General features: G+C 66.8%; 14 protein-coding genes. 6 read left to right on the forward strand and 8 right to left on the reverse strand.

Translation table 11 applies throughout. The features are described 5' to 3' along the window. Window positions 1-16: 16 nt before the first annotated feature. From C936_RS0101920 to C936_RS0101940, 5 genes are read right to left on the reverse strand one after another with little or no spacing between them, the layout of a single operon-like run. The gene (locus tag C936_RS0101920) at window positions 17-796 is read right to left on the reverse strand and encodes a ParA family protein (RefSeq protein WP_018175052.1); all 780 of its coding nucleotides are present in this window, start codon (window positions 794-796) and stop codon (window positions 17-19) included. An 18-nt stretch (window positions 797-814) separates the two neighbouring features. Beyond that, window positions 815-1,336 (reverse strand): chemotaxis protein CheW, encoded by a 522-nt coding sequence (locus tag C936_RS0101925; protein ID WP_018175053.1) that lies wholly within the window; start codon window positions 1,334-1,336, stop codon window positions 815-817. Window positions 1,337-1,356: 20 nt separating this feature from the next. Next, the gene (locus C936_RS0101930) at window positions 1,357-3,378 is read right to left on the reverse strand and encodes a chemotaxis protein CheA (protein WP_018175054.1); all 2,022 of its coding nucleotides are present in this window, start codon (window positions 3,376-3,378) and stop codon (window positions 1,357-1,359) included. A 2-nt stretch (window positions 3,379-3,380) separates the two neighbouring features. After that, window positions 3,381-3,743, reverse strand: a complete 363-nt coding sequence (locus C936_RS0101935; RefSeq protein WP_018139564.1) for a response regulator — start codon at window positions 3,741-3,743, stop codon at window positions 3,381-3,383. A gap of 11 nt (window positions 3,744-3,754) precedes the next feature. Next, complete coding sequence (locus C936_RS0101940) at window positions 3,755-4,054, reverse strand: STAS domain-containing protein (RefSeq protein ID WP_018139565.1); 300 nt, start codon at window positions 4,052-4,054, stop codon at window positions 3,755-3,757. A 224-nt stretch (window positions 4,055-4,278) separates the two neighbouring features. Here C936_RS0101940 and C936_RS0101945 point away from each other — a divergent pair, with 224 nt between their 5' ends. Beyond that, entirely contained in the window at window positions 4,279-6,246 is a 1,968-nt protein-coding gene (locus C936_RS0101945) for a GNAT family N-acetyltransferase (RefSeq protein ID WP_018175055.1), read from the forward strand. A gap of 11 nt (window positions 6,247-6,257) precedes the next feature. On the opposite strand, the gene C936_RS0101950 is transcribed toward C936_RS0101945, so the two are convergent. The 3 genes from C936_RS0101950 to C936_RS0101960 form a co-directional block, all read right to left on the reverse strand. Then, window positions 6,258-8,273, reverse strand: coding sequence for a methyl-accepting chemotaxis protein (locus C936_RS0101950; RefSeq protein WP_018139567.1), 2,016 nt, complete (start codon window positions 8,271-8,273; stop codon window positions 6,258-6,260). 167 nt (window positions 8,274-8,440) lie between these two features. After that, window positions 8,441-10,354: an ATP-binding cassette domain-containing protein gene (locus C936_RS0101955; protein WP_018175056.1), complete on the reverse strand. Its 1,914-nt coding sequence runs from the start codon at window positions 10,352-10,354 to the stop codon at window positions 8,441-8,443. Between the two features lie 104 nt (window positions 10,355-10,458). Continuing rightward, a complete protein-coding gene (locus tag C936_RS0101960; protein WP_018175057.1) occupies window positions 10,459-11,307 on the reverse strand; it encodes a universal stress protein in 849 nt (282 codons plus the stop codon). Between the two features lie 250 nt (window positions 11,308-11,557). Between C936_RS0101960 and C936_RS0101965 the strand changes: the two genes are divergently transcribed. The 5 genes from C936_RS0101965 (at window position 11,558) to C936_RS0101985 (ending at window position 17,368) form a co-directional block, all read left to right on the forward strand. Next, on the forward strand, window positions 11,558-13,396 hold the full coding sequence (locus C936_RS0101965; RefSeq protein WP_018137576.1) for an SLC13 family permease: 1,839 nt from the start codon (window positions 11,558-11,560) through the stop codon (window positions 13,394-13,396). 49 nt (window positions 13,397-13,445) lie between these two features. Further along, window positions 13,446-14,336: a phosphoribulokinase gene (locus tag C936_RS0101970; RefSeq protein WP_018137575.1), complete on the forward strand. Its 891-nt coding sequence runs from the start codon at window positions 13,446-13,448 to the stop codon at window positions 14,334-14,336. A 109-nt stretch (window positions 14,337-14,445) separates the two neighbouring features. Next, window positions 14,446-14,907 (forward strand): hypothetical protein, encoded by a 462-nt coding sequence (locus C936_RS0101975; RefSeq protein ID WP_018137574.1) that lies wholly within the window; start codon window positions 14,446-14,448, stop codon window positions 14,905-14,907. Window positions 14,908-15,191: 284 nt separating this feature from the next. Further along, the gene (locus tag C936_RS0101980; protein WP_018175058.1) at window positions 15,192-16,319 is read left to right on the forward strand and encodes an FIST C-terminal domain-containing protein; all 1,128 of its coding nucleotides are present in this window, start codon (window positions 15,192-15,194) and stop codon (window positions 16,317-16,319) included. A gap of 14 nt (window positions 16,320-16,333) precedes the next feature. Further along, a complete protein-coding gene (locus tag C936_RS0101985) occupies window positions 16,334-17,368 on the forward strand; it encodes an NADP(H)-dependent aldo-keto reductase (protein WP_018175059.1) in 1,035 nt (344 codons plus the stop codon). The last annotated feature ends 10 nt before the right edge of the window (window positions 17,369-17,378 follow it).

The following is a 17,378-nucleotide window of genomic DNA, read 5'->3' on the forward strand; positions in this document are numbered from 1 at the left end:
TCGTTGATCCTTTCGCTCAGGCGTGTGCCGCCTGCGGCGCGACCGCGGATTGCGGGCGCACCCCGACCAGGTCCGCGGCCAGGGCCTGAAAATCCTGTGCCGCGCGATGTCGCGGCTGGTATTCGAAGATTGTCTCGCCGAAGCTCGGGCTCTCCGCCAGCACCACCGTCTCGCGGATCGCGGTGGGCAGAAGCTGCCGCGCAAAGTGCTCCTCGATGCGCTCGCGGACCTCGCGCGCATGGCGGCGCTGCTCGACAAAGCGCGACAGGACGATCCACTTGTCACGGGTGGTCCCCAGCCGCGACTCGATGCCGGCCAGGATGCGCATCAGCCGCGACAGCCCGTTCAAGGCCAGGAAGTCGCCGGCGACCGGGATCAGCAATTCGTCGGCGGCAATGATCGCGTTCATCCCCAACAACCCGGCCGAGGGCGGGCAGTCGATCAGCACAAAGTCGAACGACTCCGGCAAGTCGTCCAGCGCGCGCTTCAGGCGCCAGCCCCGCTCGGCCCCCCCCTCATTGAGGTTTTCCACCTCCTGCAGGTGCTCTCCGGCCGCGACGATCTTCAGGCCATTTCCGGCCTCGCTGAAGACGTCCGCCAGGCGCGCCTCGCCGTGCAGGACGCGGTCCAGGCCGGTGGGGTCTTCCAGGCCGAAGGCCATCGAAAGGTGGCCCTGCGGATCGGCGTCGATCACCAGCACGCGATGTCCGGCCAGCGCCAGTGCATGCGACAGATTCAGGGTCACGGTCGTCTTGCCGACCCCTCCCTTCTGGTTGATCACCGCGATCGTCCGCATCGTCCTTGCCGGCCGGAATCAGGCCGTGGCCCCCGCTTCGATGGCATCGGCGCTGGCGATCAGGCCGGCGCCGAGCAGGGTGTCGATATCCAGCACGAGGATCATCTTTTCCTCGACCGTGGCCAGGCCACGCACGAAGTCGATGCCGATACGGGTCCCGAAATCAGGCGCGGGCTGCAGATCGTCCGCACCGATGTTGTAGACCTCGGAAACCGCATCCACGACCACGCCCATCACCCGTTCGCGCTCCTCGCTGACCACCCGCAGCATGATCACCACGGTGGTCGGACCGTATTCCATCGGCTCCATGCCAAAGCGCAGGCGCATGTCGATGATCGGGACAATCATGCCGCGCACATTAATCACGCCGCGGATGTAGTCCGGGGTATTGGGCAGCGGGGTCGGCCGCTCCCAGCCCTTGATCTCCTGCACGCGCAGGATGTCGACGCCATATTCCTCCTCGGCGAGGATGAAGGTCAGGTATTGATCCTCGCCGGCCGTGGCCGGATCGTGGATAGACTGGGTTGCGTCGTTCGCCATGGTGCTTGGCTCCTTGTAGGTCAGGCCGCGCGGGTGTCGCGCCCGGCGGCCATTCGCGCGATGCCCGCCGCATCCAGAATCAGGGCGACCTGGCCATCCCCGAGGATGGTGGCGCCGGCGGTACCGGGGACCTTGCGGAAGTTGGTTTCCAGTGTCTTGATCACGACCTGCTGCTGGCCGAGCAGGTCATCCACCCGCAGGGCCACGCGCTGGTCGTCGGCCTCGGCCACGACCAGCAGGGCCGGTTCCGGCAGCGGGCTGGGCTCGGCGCGCCCGAACAGGGCCGCCAGGTCCACGATCGGGATGTACTCGTCGCGCAGCCGGTAGAGCGGCAGCTTGCCAAAGGCCTGCTGCACGCTGCCGGCCTGCGTCTGCAGCGATTCGACAATCGCGATCAGCGGGATCACGAAGGTCTCCTCGCCCACCTTCAGCAGCTGGCCGTCCATGATCGAGAGCGTCAGGGGCAGGCGGATGGTCAGGCGCGAGCCCTGGCCGGGTTCGGACTCCAGCTCCACGTTGCCGCCAAGGCCGCGGATGTTCTTGCGCACCACGTCCATGCCGACGCCCCGGCCGGAGAGGTCGCTCACCTGGTCGGCGGTGGACAGCCCAGGCTCGAAGATGAGCTGCAGGATCTCGTGGCGTTCCAGATGCTGATTCGGACCCACCAGGCCGGCATCGCGAGCCTTGGCGAGGATGCGCTCGGCATCCATGCCCTTGCCGTCGTCGCGGATCTCGATGATCACGTTGCCGCCGCGATGGTAGGCCTCCAGCGTAACCTCGCCGGTCTCCGGCTTCCCGGCCGCGCGACGGGCCTCGGGCAGCTCGATGCCGTGGTCCACCGCATTGCGCACCAGGTGTACCAGCGGGTCACCCAGGTGCTCCATCACGGTCTTGTCGATCTCGGTGTATTCGCCCTTCAAGGTCAGCTCGATCTGCTTGCCGAGCTTGCCGGAGATGTCGTGCACCAGCCGCGGGAAGCGATTGAAGATCTGCGCGATCGGCACCATGCGAATGCCCATCACGCTCTCCTGCAACTCGCGGGTGTTGCGCTCCAGGTCGGCCAGGCCGGTGCGCAGGCGTTCGATCTGTGCCTCCACCTGCGACGGGTCTTCCTCCAGCTGCTCGCTGATGTCGGTGAGCATGGACTGGGTGATCACCAGTTCACCGACCATGTCGATCAGGGCGTCGATCTTGCCGGTATTGACTCGCATGGAGCTGGACTCGGCCCCCCGACTGGCGGCGGGCTGACGGGCACCATCTTCGGCGGGCTCTCGCTCCCCGGTTGAGCTTTCCTCAGCAACCGGCACGTCCTGGTCAGTGGACGCGGAGGAGGATGGCAGCGGCTCAATGCTCAGGTCGCACTCATCCTCGACCCACTCGAAGACCTCGCGCAGCTGATCCTCGGTCGCGTCACCCTCCAACTCCAGGGTCCAGGCAAGGTAGCAGTCCTCCGGGTCGAAGCCGGCGGCGGTATCCGGCAGATCACCGGTCTCGCAGGTCACCCGCAGCTCGCCGAGCTCCTCCAGCACCTCGAACATACGCAGCGGGTCATTGCCGGTACGCATCAGGTCGCGGTGCGGCCGGAAGTGGATGCGCCAGCCCGAGCCGGCGCGCGACTCCCCACCGGCACTCCCGGGTGCCGGCTCGGCCGATGACGGCTCGCCCAGATGGGCCTCGATCAGGGTGCGCACCTCGGCCACCTCGGCCGGGTCCGCCTCGCCGCCGTCGCGCGCGGCCTCCAGCTGCGCGCGCAGGATGTCCACCGCGCGCAAAAGCAGGTTGACCGTGTCACGGTCGGCGGCCTGTTCGCCATTACGCAGGCGGTCGAGCAGGGTCTCCACGCCATGGGTGAATTCGGAGATCGCGGCAAAGCCGAAGGTCCCGGCCCCGCCCTTGATGGAGTGCGCGGAACGAAAGATGGTATTCAACGTCTCCGGATCGCCACCGCCCTCGAGCGCCAGCAGCTCGGTCTCCATGCGCTCCAGCCCCTCGAAGCTCTCCTCGAGAAAGGCGTCGACGAACTGGGCCATGTCGATGGACATGACTAGCGCAGCACCCGGTTCACGGTGTTCATCAGCTGGTCCGGGTCGAACGGCTTGACCAGCCAGCCAGTCGCGCCGGCCGCCTTGCCTTCCTGCTTCTTCTCCGGGCCGGCCTCGGTAGTCAGCACCAGGATCGGGGTGAACTTGTAGTCGCCGAGCTTGCGCAGCTCGCGCGTCATCTGCAGGCCGTCCATACCCGGCATGTTCACGTCGGTGATCACGAGATCCGCCTTCTGGCCCTGGGCCTTGCTCAGCCCATCATTGCCGTCGCGGCCTTCGGTGACCTCGTGGCCCGCCTGCTTGAGCGTGAATGCGACCATCTGGCGCATCGAGGCCGAGTCGTCCACCACCAGTACCTTCGCCATACGTTATGTCCTCAAATCGGGTCGTGAGTGGCAGGCGCGGCCTGCATCCGGGCATGCAGTTCAGCCAGACCCAGTGCGGCCAGCGCCTGTTCAAGGGTGTTGTTGCAGGACTCGTAGACCAGGGCCTGACCCTGGTGGCGAGCGGCCTGTTCTGCCATCAGCAGCATCTGGGCGCCCGCAGCGTCGACATCCCGCACACCCGCTGCCTCCAGCGCGACCGGCTGGCCTGCCTCGATCGCCCCTCGCAGGCTCTCCCAGCATTCACCCACCGTGTCGATGCGCAGCCTTTCCGGCAGCAGAACCTTGTTCATGTGCAGTACCCTTTGTGAGTGACGAAGCGACGGATCCCCATGCTCCGGACTCTTTTGTACAGGATCTGTACAAGAAAATACAGGGTCCCTGTAGAATACTTGTACGGCCTCCGAGTCGAAAACTTGAGAACCCGTTCTCAACAATCTGCTGGCAGCGTGGGGCCGCGCGGGCCTCTGCACGATTACCCGGATATTTTGCCGGGCACGCCGAAAGGCGAATGGGGATGGCGGTGAACACCCTTTTTCGGCGCGTGCTCGCGCTCCGCGGGTCGAACCAGGGTCGGGACCAGGCGACGCGCTGGCTGGCGCGCATGCCGGACAACTGCCAACCGCTCTGGGTGGGCAGCCATCCACCAGAAGGCGTGCCCCGTACCCGGCCGGCCCAGGCCGGCCACTGGCTGGGCCACGAGTGTGATGCAGTGGTGTTCGAGGCCACCACACCCCTTCCCGGTGATGCCCTTGCGATCGCCGCCGGGCTCCTGCGCGGTGGTGGGATTCTGCTGCTGCTGGTGGACGAACCCGGCCACGGGGCCTGGTCCAGGCGCTGGCGCACAGCGCTGCGGGCGCCACTGGTGGAATGGGTCCAGGAAGGACCGGATCGCTGGCCACTCCCGCGTAGCGAGAGAACACCCTTTGAGTGGACGCCGGACCAGCAGGCGGCCCGCAGACTGCTGGATGCACTGGCACCCGGCGAATGCGGCGTCCTGACCGCAGCCCGCGGCCGCGGCAAATCGACCCTGCTGGGGGACTGGATGGCCGGATCCTCTCCGACCCCCACGCCCAGGGGCATGGCCCTGACAGCCCCGACCGAGGCGGCTGTCCAGGCGGTACACAAGGCCATACAAGCGCACCTGGGCCGTGTCCCCGAAGAGCTGCGCTACCACGCCCCTGCCGCGCTGGAGGCGGCGGCCGCCCAATCGGAAACCCTGGTGGTGGACGAGGCCGCCGCACTCCCGGTCGACCACCTCCTGCGGCTGGCACGGCGGGGGCAACGACTGGTGCTGGCGACTACGACGGGTGGCTTCGAGGGGAGCGGGCAGGGCTTTCGGCTGCGCGCCTTGCCCGCGCTGGAACAGGCGGGTCTTCGCATGCGCCACGCGCGCCTGGAGACGCCAGTGCGCTGGGAACCCGGCGACCCGCTGGAGCGCTGGATCGATGACCTGTTCCTGTTGGGGGCCCGCAGTGCCGCGCCAGAGCCGCAGGCGGTGCGATGGCACTGGAGCCATGCATCCGAGCTGGCGACGCAGCCCGGGCGACTGGAGGCCGTGGCCGGCCTGCTGGCCGATGCGCACTACCGCACCCGGCCCTCGGATCTGCAGCGCTGGCTGGACGACGCCGCCATCCACCTGCTGACGCTCGAGGGCATCCGCGACGGGGCCCTGTTCGGCGTGGTGCTGGTGGGCGTGGAACCGGGACTGGACGCCAGCATGGCCGAAGCGGTCTGGGCAGGAGAGCGCCGACCCCAGGGGCATTTTCTGCCCTGCGTGCTGGCAGCCCAGGGGGCGTTCGACCTGGCCCGGCACCCGGTCTGGCGCATCCAGCGCATCGCGGTGCATCCGCACTGGCAGGGTCGCGGGCTGGGACAGCGGCTGCTGCACCAGATCACCGAACGCGCTCGGGCCGAGGGTATCGGCATGGTCGGGGCCAGCTTTGGCCTGGATCCCGGCCTGCTCGGGCTGTGGAAACGCGGGGGCTTCGACCTGCTACGTGCCGGCCTGCGCCCGGATCCCTACAGCGGCCGCCCAGGGGGTGTAGTCCTGAAGGCGGTCGATGACGCGCTCGCCGGGCCGATACGATGCCTGGCAGCCGCACAGGCCCGGGACTGGCCCGCATGGCGGGATCGTCTGTGGCCCTGGCACGAAACGGCCCTGGCACGGGCGCTGGAAGCCCTTTTTCCGGAGGCCGGACCTGATCCGGCGATGACAAAGGACTTGGCGGAGCTCAAGGCCTTCGCCGAGCGCGCCCGGCCACTGGAATGGGTACTCCCGGCCCTGGTCCGCCAGCTACGCGCGCAGCCGCCGACCGATACAGAAGGAACCGTGCTGGCCACCGCCCTGGAGCCACCGATCGACTGGGACGACCTGGCTGTCCGTCTGGGGGTCTCCGGACGCCGCGGCGTGGTACGGCGTTTGCGTCAGGCCGCGCAGGCCTGGCGCACCCGGGTCGAGTCCGGGGGGCAGCCCCCGGGCTGATCCAGCCGTCATCAGAGCCGGAACTGGGCCAGCGCCTGCTGGATCTCGCGCTCGACCTGCTTGAGCTCGTCGGAGGCCGCGCTGACCCGATCGGCGGTGTTGGCAGACTGATCGGCCCCGTCGGAGATCTGCACGATGTTGCGGTTGATGTCCTCGACCACGGTGCTCTGCTGACGCGCGGCAACCGCGATCTGATCGGTCATCTCCACGATCGTGGTCACCGACTGGCGGATCTGCTGCAGGGCCCCATTCACCTCGGCGGTGTGCTCCATGGTGGTCTCGGCCTCTTCCTGGCCGTGCTGCATCGCCTTCACCGCAGAGCCTGTGGCGGTCTGCAGACGCGAGATCATGCTCTCGATCTCGTCGGTGGACTCCTGCGTGCGGGTCGCCAGCTTGCGTACCTCGTCGGCCACCACGGCAAACCCGCGGCCATGTTCCCCGGCACGGGCGGCCTCGATCGCCGCGTTGAGGGCCAGCAGATTGGTCTGCTCGGCTACGCCGCGGATGACTTCAAGGATGGTGCCGATCTGTTTCGAGTCTTCACCCAGCTTGGCAACAGTGCCGGCGGCCTGCTCGACCGTGCCCAGCAGGGAGGACATGGACTCGATGTTCTTCTCCATCACGTCGGCGCCGTTGTTCACCGCACCGCTGGCCTCCTGTCCGGCCTGGGAGGTGGCGTCGGTATTACGCGCGATCTCCTCGGCGCTGCTTTGCAGCTCGTTGATCGCCGTGGCGACGCGCTCGGTCTCGTCGCGCTGACGCGAGACCACCTCGCGGGCCTGATAGGCCTCCTGATTCAGGTTCTCGGTCGCACGGTTCAGGGTCTCGGTACCGCTACGGGCGTTGCCAATCGCCTGCGCAATCTTGTCGGTAAAGCGGTTGAACGCACGCCCCAGCTGGGCCGTCTCCATCAGACCGTTTTCGTCCAGACGGCGGCTGAGGTCGCCATCGCCGTCGGCGATCTCTTCCAGCGCCTCGGTCGAGTGAGCCAGCGCACGGCGCACCACCAGGATGATGAAGACCGCGCCGACCACTCCCAGGATCACGCCAATCAGCGCCAGGACGCCCTGCGTCACCTGGGTATTGCGCATGGTCGCGGTCAGCTCGGCGGCGGACACTTCAGCACGGCCGGTGATGCGCTCGGACAACTGCTGCAGTTCATTACGTGCCTCGAAGATCACCGGGCCGACCTCGGTACGGATCAGGAAGGCGTCCTGCAGGGCCTCCTCGCTGCCGTGGATGCGAACGATGTCCTGGATCGCGCTATCCAGCTCGTTCAGGAGCCCTTCGAAGTCCTCGACCGCGATCTGCTGCTCGAAATCGAGCTCGTCGTACTGTTCCAGCAACCGCGCCAGCACGTCGTGGGTCTGGCCAAGGTACAGACGCAGGTTCTGCTCGAAGGAGTCATCACGAAACGCGATGAAACCGCGCAGGTTCGAGGTGATCTGCAGAAGGTTGGTGCGCAGGCTGTAGAAATCGCCGAGACGCTCGAACGAGCGCTGGAAGCGTGCCCGCGCCATCTCCTCGTCGATCATGGTGCTGGTCAACTGGGTCATCTGCATGGTCGCCGGGTTGGCGCGCGAGTTGGCGACACCCTGGGCCGGCATGTTCTGGGCCACGTCCTCGGCCACCTCGATCAGGCGCTCACGGTGCGCGGCGAAGCCGTCAATGTTCGCGCGCACCTGTTCCGCGGAGGCAGTCAGATCATCCGAGCCCTGCACGACCGGATCGTTGACCAGGGCATCCATGGCGACGTCCAGCTCGTCCATCGCATTCAGCCAGGCGTCGCGGTGTTCGTCCTCCTCGCTCATCAGGTAGAAGCCTAGGAAGGCGGCGCTCTCCTGCAACAGCTGCTCCACGTCGTTGACGCGTGCCACCGCCGGATAGTCGGACTGGGTCAGTTCAGCCACGCCCTGTCCACCCACATTCAGGGCACGCAGTGCCAGCAGCGAATTGATGATCAGGATCGCGACGACCAGCCCGAAGCCGGCGATCAGCAGCCCCCGAATGGAGAGTTTGTCCAGCATGGTGTTGACTCCTTCCTCAGCGCCTTCTGCCGGGCGCATGCCATCACGTGCAAACGGATCATTCCGCTGCCTGTAGAGACGATTCATCCCCTGTTACGGCCGCCTTCCCCTGAAGTTGAGCCCTGGCCGTTTTGAGAATCACATCACACCGAATGACGCGGAAAGAGTCAGGGTGATTCCAGCGCCTCCCAGCGCTCGTAAGCCACCGCCAGGTCTCGTTCGACCTGTTCGAGCCGGGCCTGCAACTCGCGCACGCGCTCCCCATCGCGCAATACCTCTGGATCCGACAGGGCCTCGGCCAGCGACTGGTGCTCGTTTTCCAGCGCCTCGATCTGGCCTGGCAGGGCCTCCAGCTCGCGAGCCTCCTTGTAGGAGAGTTTGCGGGCGCGGGGCGGCGGTTCCGCGACCGCGGACGTCGGCTCGGAGCGGGCCTCGGGTGCGGCGGGCGCCTCCTGGGCTCCGGTATCCGCTTCGCGCGTGAGCAGGCGTTGCGTGACGCGTGCGGGCAGGTCCGACCAACCGCCGACGAATTCCTCGGCCGTGCCATCGCCGGGCAGCACCAGCGTGCTGGTCGCAACGTTGTCGAGGAACGCGCGGTCGTGGCTGACCACGATCACCGTGCCGGTGTACTCGATCAGAAGCTGTTCCAGCAGCTCGAGGGTCTCGACATCCAGGTCGTTGGTGGGCTCGTCGAGTACCAGCAAATTGGCCGGGCGCAGAAACAGCTTGGCCAGCAGCAACCGGTTGCGCTCGCCACCGGACAGGGCCGATACGGGCTGGCGCGCGCGTTCCGGCGGGAACAGGAAATCCCCGAGATAGCTCAGCACATGTCGGGTCTCGCCATTCACGGTGACGCGGTCACGGCCCTCGCCGACCGCATCCTGCACGGTGGTCGTCTCGTCGAGACGCGCCCGTGCCTGGTCGAAATAGGCGATCTCGAGCTGGGTGCCCAGCTTGACCGTTCCGGAAAGTGGCTCCACCTGGCCCAGCAGCCCGCGCAGCAGCGTGGTCTTGCCGGCGCCATTGGGGCCGATGATGCCCAGGGCGTCGCCACGCTGGAGCAGCAGGTTCACGTCGCGCACCACCGGCGTGTCGCCGTAGCCGAAGTCCGCATGCTCCGCCTCGATCACCAAACGGCCGGAACGCTGCTCGGGGGACAGCTGCATGCGTACCTGTCCCCCCAGCTCGCGTCGTTCGGCGCGCTTCTTGCGCAGGGCCTGCAGGGCGCGCACCCGCCCCTCGTTGCGGGTACGCCGGGCCTTGATGCCCTGGCGGATCCAGGTCTCCTCCTGCGCCAGCTTGCGATCGAACTCGGCGCGCTGACGCGCCTCGACCTCCAGGCGCTCGGCCTGGCGCGTGCGGAAGGCCTCGATCGAGGGCGGGTGTTCGTACACCTGGCCACGATCCAGCTCCAGGATGCGAGTGGCGACCTGTTCCATGAACTGGCGGTCATGGCTGATGAACACCACCGTGAGCCCGCTCCCGCGCAGGAACTCCTCCAGCCAGCGGATCGCAGCCACATCCAGGTGGTTGGTCGGCTCGTCCAGCAGCAACAGCTGCGGCTCGCGCACCAGCTCGCGCGCCAGCCAGACGCGACGCTTGAGCCCGCCGGAGAGCGCAGCGAATCCGGCCTCGGGGTCGAGCTCCAGGCGCGAAAGCGTCGTTTCGACCCGGTTTTGCAGACTCCAGCCGTCGATCGCCTCCAGCCGGGCCTGGACCGGGCCCATCTTCTCCAGGGCCTCGGCGTCACCACTGGCGGCGGCCTGGCTCAGGTGGTGAAAACGCTCCAGCAGTTGCCCGGCCTCGCCCAGCCCCTCGGCGACCACATCGAACACCGTGCCCTCGACCCCGGGCGGCAGCTCCTGGGTCAGGTATGCGGTCGCCAGGCCGTCCTGGCGGACCACCTCGCCCGAGTCCGGCTGGATTGCACCCGCAATCACCTTGAGCAAGGTCGACTTGCCCTCGCCGTTACGCCCGGCTACCGCCACGCGTCCGCCGGGCTCCAGGCTCAGATTCAGGCCATCCAGCAACGGCGCCATGCCATAGGCCAGGTGGATATCGCGCAGGGTCAGCAGAGCCATCGAGATCGAGAGGAATCCAGTTGGGGAACCCGGCAAACGCCGGGCAGAAGGGGTTCAGGGGGAATCGTGAACCAGGGAGTGCGACCAGGGAAACAAATGTTTCCCTAGACGTTCAGGCCCTTGACCACCAGCACCGGGCAGTCAGCACCGCCAATCACGCGCTCGGACACCGAACCCATCAGCAGACGCTTGAGGCCGGTACGTCCGTGGCTGCCCACGACGATCAGGTCGCGATTGTCGCGCCGCGCCACGTCAATCAGGGTGACCTCGGCGCGGCCTTCCTCGAAGGTCGCGTCCGCCTGAAGGCCCTGCTCCCGGGCCTCGCCCTGCAGGCGCTGGATCGCATCGACGCCCTCCTGGCGGCGTTCGTCACTCTGGCCGGGCACGGCGACCGAGGCGATGGTGATCGGCAGCTGACAATAGCCGGCCAGTTCGATCGCCGCACGCGCCGCCTGATCGCCCAGTTCGGAGCCATCGGTCCCGACCAGCAGCCCCCGGTGCGGCGCCTGCGCGCCACGCGGAACGACCATGACGTTACACGGCGCCGTGCCCACCACCTTGCGCGTCGCGTCGCCGACCATCAGACGCGCGAGATCGTTGCGGTCGCGGCGCCCGATCACGATCAGGCCGGCCTTGTACTCCTCGGCGATCTTGACGATCTCCTGATGCCGGTCCACTCCGTGGCGCAGGATGGGCAGGGCATCGAGGCCCTGCTCGCGCGCCTTTTTCTCGAGCACGTCCAGGTCGCCCTGCGCGGTCACGCTCGCATCGTGGCTGCGCCGGGGCGACAGTGCGTCGTGCTGCGTATCGGTAGGAATGATACGCGCGAGGATGAGCCGGGCCCCGCAACGCTGGGCCAGATCCAGGCCGACAGCCTCGGCCGACTCGCTGAACTCGGAGCCGTCAGTCGCGAGCACGATCGTCTCGAAACGGCAAAGCGGGGCATCGGACATGGGGCGTCTCCCTGACAGTTTTCGACCAGCATAACCGACCGGCCGGCGCACGACAGCCAGCGTCTCGCGAAAGGTCCGAACGGCCCGCTTTTTGCGTCCAACCGCCCGGGATGAAATAATCGCGCGCTTTCAAGGGGAAGCACCGGCGACGCCTCCCACGCCACTGGCCACCGGCCAGGGCCACTCGCCAGCCCCCTCAGCCCCGGCTCTGCACCGTCCGGTGCGGGTCTTCAGGATACGAAATCGATACATGGAAAACCTTACGCTGACCACCGAGATGATCGTGGTGCTCGCGCTACTGGCGTTCACCATCTTCCTGTTTGTGACGGAGGTCATCCGTGTGGACCTGGCTGCCATCTCGGTGATGGTGCTGCTCGGCCTGCTGACGCTGGTGCCCGGGCTCGGGCTGCTGGTCGCGCAGGACGAACTGTTCAGCGGTTTTGCCTCCAATGCGGTGATCGCGATCATCGCGGTGATGATCATCGGCGCCGGTCTCGACAAGACCGGCGTGATGCACAAGGTGGCCGCCTTCATCATGCGCGTGGGCGGCACCACCGAGAAGAGCATCATCCCGACGGTCTCCGGCACCGTCGGCGTCATCTCGAGCTTCATGCAGAACATCGGCGCCGCCGCGCTGTTCATGCCGGTGATGAGCCGGATCTCCAGCCGCCTCGGGATCCCGCTGTCGCGCCTGCTGATGCCGATGGGCTTCGCCGCGATCGTCGGCGGCACCATCACCCTGGTCGGTTCCAGCCCGCTGATCCTGCTGAATGACCTGCTGCCGTCGAACATGGAGCCCTTCCAGCTGTTCGACGTCACCCCGATCGGCCTCGCGCTGCTGGCCACTACCATCGTCTACTTCGTGGTGCTGGGCCGTTTCGTACTGCCTTCGGTCAAGTCCAAGTCCGCGCAGCGCGAGAGTGCACAGGAGTATTTCCAGCGGGTATACGGCCTGTCCTACGAGATCCACGAAGTATTCGTTCCCGAGAAGGACCCGCTGGTGGGCCGCACCGTGGCCGAGATCGAACGCGAGACCGGGATCGCCATCGTCGGCACCTACGTGCGCGACGAGCTGCGCATGGCCCCCTGGACCGGCTACGAGATCCAGGCCAACTCGCACCTGGCGGTGCTCGCCAGCCCCGCGCGCATGGAAAAGCTGTGCGAGGGCACGCGCAAGCGCCCCACCACGCGCCTGGACGTGTTTGCGAACGCGCTGGACACCAGCCGCTCGGGGGTCGCCGAGGTCGCCATCGCGCCTGGCTCCAACCTCGCCGGCAAGACCGTGACCGAACTGGCCATGCGCCAGACCTACGGCCTGTCGGTGATGCGCATCCAGCGCGGCAGCGAGACCTTCGGCGAGGGCCTGCGTGACATCCCGCTGGAGATCGGCGACATCCTGGTTGTGCACTGCACCTGGGAGTCGCTGGCGCGCCTGGACAAGGATCGCGACTTTGTCGTGATTACCTCCGACTACCCGCGCGAGGAGCTGCGCCCCTCCAAGGTCCCGCATGCGCTGTTCTTCCTGGCGCTGACGGTGGGCTTGATCCTGTTCACCGACCTGATGCTGTCGGTCGCGCTGCTGACCGGCGCGCTGGGCATGATCCTGACCGGCGTGATCAGCCTCGACGACGCCTATCGCTCGGTGAGCTGGAAGACGGTGTTCCTGCTGGCCTCACTAATACCGCTGGGGATGGCGGTGGAGAACACGGGCACCGCCGCGTGGATTGCGCAGAACACGCTGGAACTGCTGGGGACCGTCCCGCCCTGGGTGCTGCAGGCGACGATCTTCGCGCTGGCCACGTTCTTTACGCTGGTCATGTCCAATGTCGGTGCGACCGTGCTGCTGGTGCCGCTGGCGATCAACTTCGCGATCGCCGCCCAGGCCGCGGGGATGGACGCCGACCCGCGCGTGTTCGCGCTGACCGTGGCGATCGCCACCTCGAATTCCTTCCTGATCCCGACCCACCAGGTGAACGCCCTGATCATGGGCCCCGGCGGCTACCGGGTGAAGGACTACATGAAGGCCGGCGGCATCATGACGCTGCTGTTCGGTATCGTGGCCATGCTGATGCTCAATCTCATTTTCTAAACTCGTCCGTACACTATTCGTCGCAAGAAGCTATGCAAGGAGAAACCCCATGTCGCAAAAACATCCCGTGATCGCGGTCACCGGCTCCTCGGGAGCCGGCACCTCCACCGTGAAGCGCTCGTTCGAGTCGATCTTCCGCCGCGAGCAGATCAACCCGGTCGTCATCGAGGGCGACAGCTTCCATCGCTATGACCGCAAGGCGATGAAGGAGGCCATGCAGAAGGCCGCCGACGAAGGCAATCAGCACTTCTCCCATTTCGGCCCCGAGGCCAACCTGTTCGATCGCATCGAGGATCTGTTCAAGACCTACGGCGAGACCGGCCAGGGCCAGAAGCGCTACTACCTGCACTCCGACGAGGAAGCCGCCGCTCACAACGAGCGTCTCGGCACCAACCTCGGCCCGGGCGAGTTCACCCCCTGGGAAGAGATCCAGCCGGGCACCGATCTGATGTTCTACGAAGGCCTGCACGGCCTGGTCGTGAACGGTGAAGTAAATGCCGCGCAGCACGTGGACCTGGGCATCGGCGTGGTGCCGATCGTAAACCTCGAGTGGATCCAGAAGATCTTCCGCGACAATGCCGAGCGTGGTTATTCCGCCGAGGCGATTGTGGACACGATCCTGCGCCGCATGCCGGATTACGTGAACTACATCACCCCGCAGTTTGGCCACACCGACATCAACTTCCAGCGCGTGCCGACGGTGGACACCTCCAACCCGTTCATCGCCCGGGACATCCCCACCCCCGACGAGAGCATGGTGGTCATCCGCTTCAGGGAGCCGAAGAAGTTCGGTGTGGACTTCCCCTACCTGCTGAACATGCTGCCCGACTCCTTCATGTCCCGGCCGAACACCATCGTGGTGCCCGGCGGCAAGATGAGCTTCGCGATGGAGGTCATCCTCGCGCCGATCATCCACGACATGCTGTCGCGTCGCGGCTGAGCGCAAGCGCTCCGGAAGTTCCCCTAGCCCCGCTCCGGCGGGGCTTTTTTGTGGCGACAGGTGTTTGGGCTAGCATTCCGGCGATCCCACCTGGACTCATGGAGTTGCCGTGTTCGGACTGTTCGGGCCACGCCCTGCGCAACAGATGGAACGCTTTCGCAGCCGCTATACCGGCCGCTCGCTGATCGTGCACCAGGGCTTCGAGGGCGACTGGCTGGAGGAACTGCTGAAGCAGCCCGGCGGCGGCGGGCACTTCCGTATCGACAGCCGCCGTCTGCCGACGCGGCGCCCCACGCCGATCGAGTGGCTGGTACAGACCCATGTGCTGCCCCTGGCGCTGCCCCAGCCGCTTTACCTGGACATCCGCGAGGATGCGATCCTCGCGCGGCACCTGATGCGGGGCGAACGGGCGGTCCACCCCTCCGAGATCGCCTGGTTCCTGGAGGAGCTGGACACCCGCCACCATGCCCGCCTGGAGTTCACAGAAAACGACCAGATGACCATCCGGCGCGGCATCCCCGAAACCGACAACGAGGCCCTCAGCATGCTGGAACAGCTAGGGAAGCACTGATCAATGTACACACTCGCGTTGGTACCCCAGGTTTTCCGAGACCAGGCGCGCCGTGCAGCGGGTAGTGGTTCTACCCGCAAGCGGCGCAACGCAGGATCGGGGAACCTGGGGTGCCAACCCCGAAGGGGCTCGGCCGCTTTTGCATGCGCACGGCGTTGCGGCTCCCTTGTGCAGAATGACTGCACGGCAGTCACCGCGCCTTGTTCGCACGCAAAAGCGACTCGAGCGCGAGCGTGTACATTGATCAGTGTTTCCCTGGGGCTTTGATGGAGTCCTGAACGTTGATGGAACGCTTTGTCAGTACCGCCGCCAGCGGCAATGATCCGCGCACCCTCGCCGCCGAACTGATCCAGGGGCTGGGCACGCTGCCGCCCCGGGATCCGGAGACCGTGCGCGTGGGCTTTATCTACGTGTCGGATGCGCTGAGCCGCAATGTTCGCCTGGTCATGGACACGCTGCGCAAGGCACTCGGGGTGGACCATTTCGTCGGCGGCATGGGCATGGCCGTGATCGGGCCAGACCGGGAATTCTACGAAGACCCGGCGATTACCCTGATGATCGGCGACCTGCCGACCGGTTCCGCGCGCGTGATTCAGCGTCCGGTCCACAGCCTGGACGAGCTGAAGCAGGCCCTGGACGGTTTCCTCGACCCCGCCACCCCGGGCCGGTTGCTGCTGAACGCCGATCCACGCACGGAGGGTGTCGAGGCCGTGCTGACCGAGATCGGCGACCAGACCGCCTGGTTCGCCACCGGCGGCGTACACTCCGGCGAGGAGGGGGCCGGGCAGATCGCCGATGGCGTGGTCGCCTCGGGCATGACCGGGCTCGCGCTGCGCGACGATGTCGCGATCGCCGCACGCCACAGCCAGGGCTGCACCCCGCTGCCCGGCCAGCACGAGCTGACTGAGACCTGGCGCAACATCATCGTGCAGCTGGATGGTCAGCGAGCACTGCCGGCATTCAAGGGCATCATCGGCGACGTCCTGTCGCGCGACCTGGAGCGGGCGCTGGGCTACATCCTGGTCGGCTTCCCGATCGCCGGCTCGGACACCGGCGACTACCGGGTCCGCAATATCATCGGCGTGGACCTCGATCAGCAGGTGCTCGCGGTCGGCGAACTGCTGGAGCCCGGGCAGAAGATCCTGTTCGTACGCCGCGACGGCCAGGCCGCTCGCGACGACCTCGAGCGCATGCTGGAGCAGATTCGCGCCCAGGCCCCGAACGGGATCCGCGGGGCGATCTATGTCTCCTGCATCGGACGCGGGCGCCACCAGTTCGGCCAGGAGGGCGCGGAACTGGCAATCGTGCAGCAGGGTCTGGGGGATGTACCCCTGATCGGCTTTTTCGCCAATGGCGAGATCTTCGCCAACCGCCTGTACGGCTACACCGGGGTCCTTACCCTATTCACCTGAACCAAGGGACTGGCATGCAATACCGCAAACTGGGACGCACCGATATCGAGGTCAGCCTGATCGGCCTGGGCACCATGACCTGGGGCGAGCAGAACACCGAGGCCGAGGCACACGAGCAGCTGGACTACGCGCTCGACCAGGGCGTGAACCTGATCGATGCGGCCGAGATGTACCCGGTCCCGCCGCGCGAGGAGACTCAGGGGCTGACCGAGACCTACATCGGCAACTGGCTGGCGAAGCGCGGCAACCGCGACCGCGTGGTGCTGGCCAGCAAGGTCGCCGGCCCCGGGATGATCGATTACCTGCGCGGTGGCCCGCAGCTGAACCGCGAACACATCGAGCAGGCCCTGAACGACAGCCTCCTGCGCCTGCAGACCGACTACCTGGACCTCTACCAGGTCCACTGGCCGGCGCGCGCCACCAACTTCTTTGGCCAGCTCGGCTACGTTCACAAGCCGGACGAGAGCGCGACCTCGATCGAAGAGACCGCGGCGGCGCTGAAGGCCGTGGTCGAGAGCGGCCGCGTGCGCGCCATCGGCATCTCCAACGAGACCCCGTGGGGGTTCATGGAGTGGATACGCGCCCATGACCGCGGCCTGTCCGAGCGCATCGTCTCCATCCAGAACCCCTACAACCTGCTCAACCGCAGCTTCGAGGCGGGGCTGGCGGAGATGGCCATCCGCGAGGACGCCGGCCTGCTGGCCTATTCGCCGCTGGCCTTCGGCATGCTCTCCGGCAAGTACCTGGACGGGGCAAAGCCCGCGGGGGCGCGCCTGACGCTGTTCGAGCGCTTCCAGCGCTACAGCAACGAATCCGGCCTGGCCGCGACCGCGGAGTACGCGCGCCTGGCCCGCGAACACGGCCTGACCCCGTCACAGCTGGCGCTGGCCTTCATCAACCAGCAGCCCTTCGTGACCAGCAACCTGATCGGGGCAACCACGATGGAGCAGCTGCGCGAGAACATCGCCACCGTCAACATCACCCTGTCCGATGCCGTGCTGGAGGCCATCGAGGCCATCCACGCCCGCTATACCTACCCCTGTCCGTAGGACCACCGCC

The organism is Thioalkalivibrio sp. ALJ4, assembly GCF_000377225.1.
GTDB lineage: Bacteria > Pseudomonadota > Gammaproteobacteria > Ectothiorhodospirales > Ectothiorhodospiraceae > Thioalkalivibrio.

Excerpts from the sequence above, each read along its gene's own strand:
- C936_RS0101920 (WP_018175052.1), bottom strand. The coding sequence starts at position 796 with ATGCGGACGATCGCGGTGATCAACCAGAAGGGAGGGGTCGGCAAGACG.
- C936_RS0101925 (WP_018175053.1), bottom strand. The coding sequence starts at position 1,336 with ATGGCGAACGACGCAACCCAGTCTATCCACGATCCGGCCACGGCCGGC.
- C936_RS0101930 (WP_018175054.1), bottom strand. The coding sequence starts at position 3,378 with ATGTCCATCGACATGGCCCAGTTCGTCGACGCCTTTCTCGAGGAGAGC.
- C936_RS0101935 (WP_018139564.1), bottom strand. The coding sequence starts at position 3,743 with ATGGCGAAGGTACTGGTGGTGGACGACTCGGCCTCGATGCGCCAGATG.
- C936_RS0101940 (WP_018139565.1), bottom strand. The coding sequence starts at position 4,054 with ATGAACAAGGTTCTGCTGCCGGAAAGGCTGCGCATCGACACGGTGGGT.
- C936_RS0101945 (WP_018175055.1), top strand. The coding sequence starts at position 4,279 with ATGGCGGTGAACACCCTTTTTCGGCGCGTGCTCGCGCTCCGCGGGTCG.
- C936_RS0101950 (WP_018139567.1), bottom strand. The coding sequence starts at position 8,273 with ATGCTGGACAAACTCTCCATTCGGGGGCTGCTGATCGCCGGCTTCGGG.
- C936_RS0101955 (WP_018175056.1), bottom strand. The coding sequence starts at position 10,354 with ATGGCTCTGCTGACCCTGCGCGATATCCACCTGGCCTATGGCATGGCG.
- C936_RS0101960 (WP_018175057.1), bottom strand. The coding sequence starts at position 11,307 with ATGTCCGATGCCCCGCTTTGCCGTTTCGAGACGATCGTGCTCGCGACT.
- C936_RS0101965 (WP_018137576.1), top strand. The coding sequence starts at position 11,558 with ATGGAAAACCTTACGCTGACCACCGAGATGATCGTGGTGCTCGCGCTA.
- C936_RS0101970 (WP_018137575.1), top strand. The coding sequence starts at position 13,446 with ATGTCGCAAAAACATCCCGTGATCGCGGTCACCGGCTCCTCGGGAGCC.
- C936_RS0101980 (WP_018175058.1), top strand. The coding sequence starts at position 15,192 with ATGGAACGCTTTGTCAGTACCGCCGCCAGCGGCAATGATCCGCGCACC.
- C936_RS0101985 (WP_018175059.1), top strand. The coding sequence starts at position 16,334 with ATGCAATACCGCAAACTGGGACGCACCGATATCGAGGTCAGCCTGATC.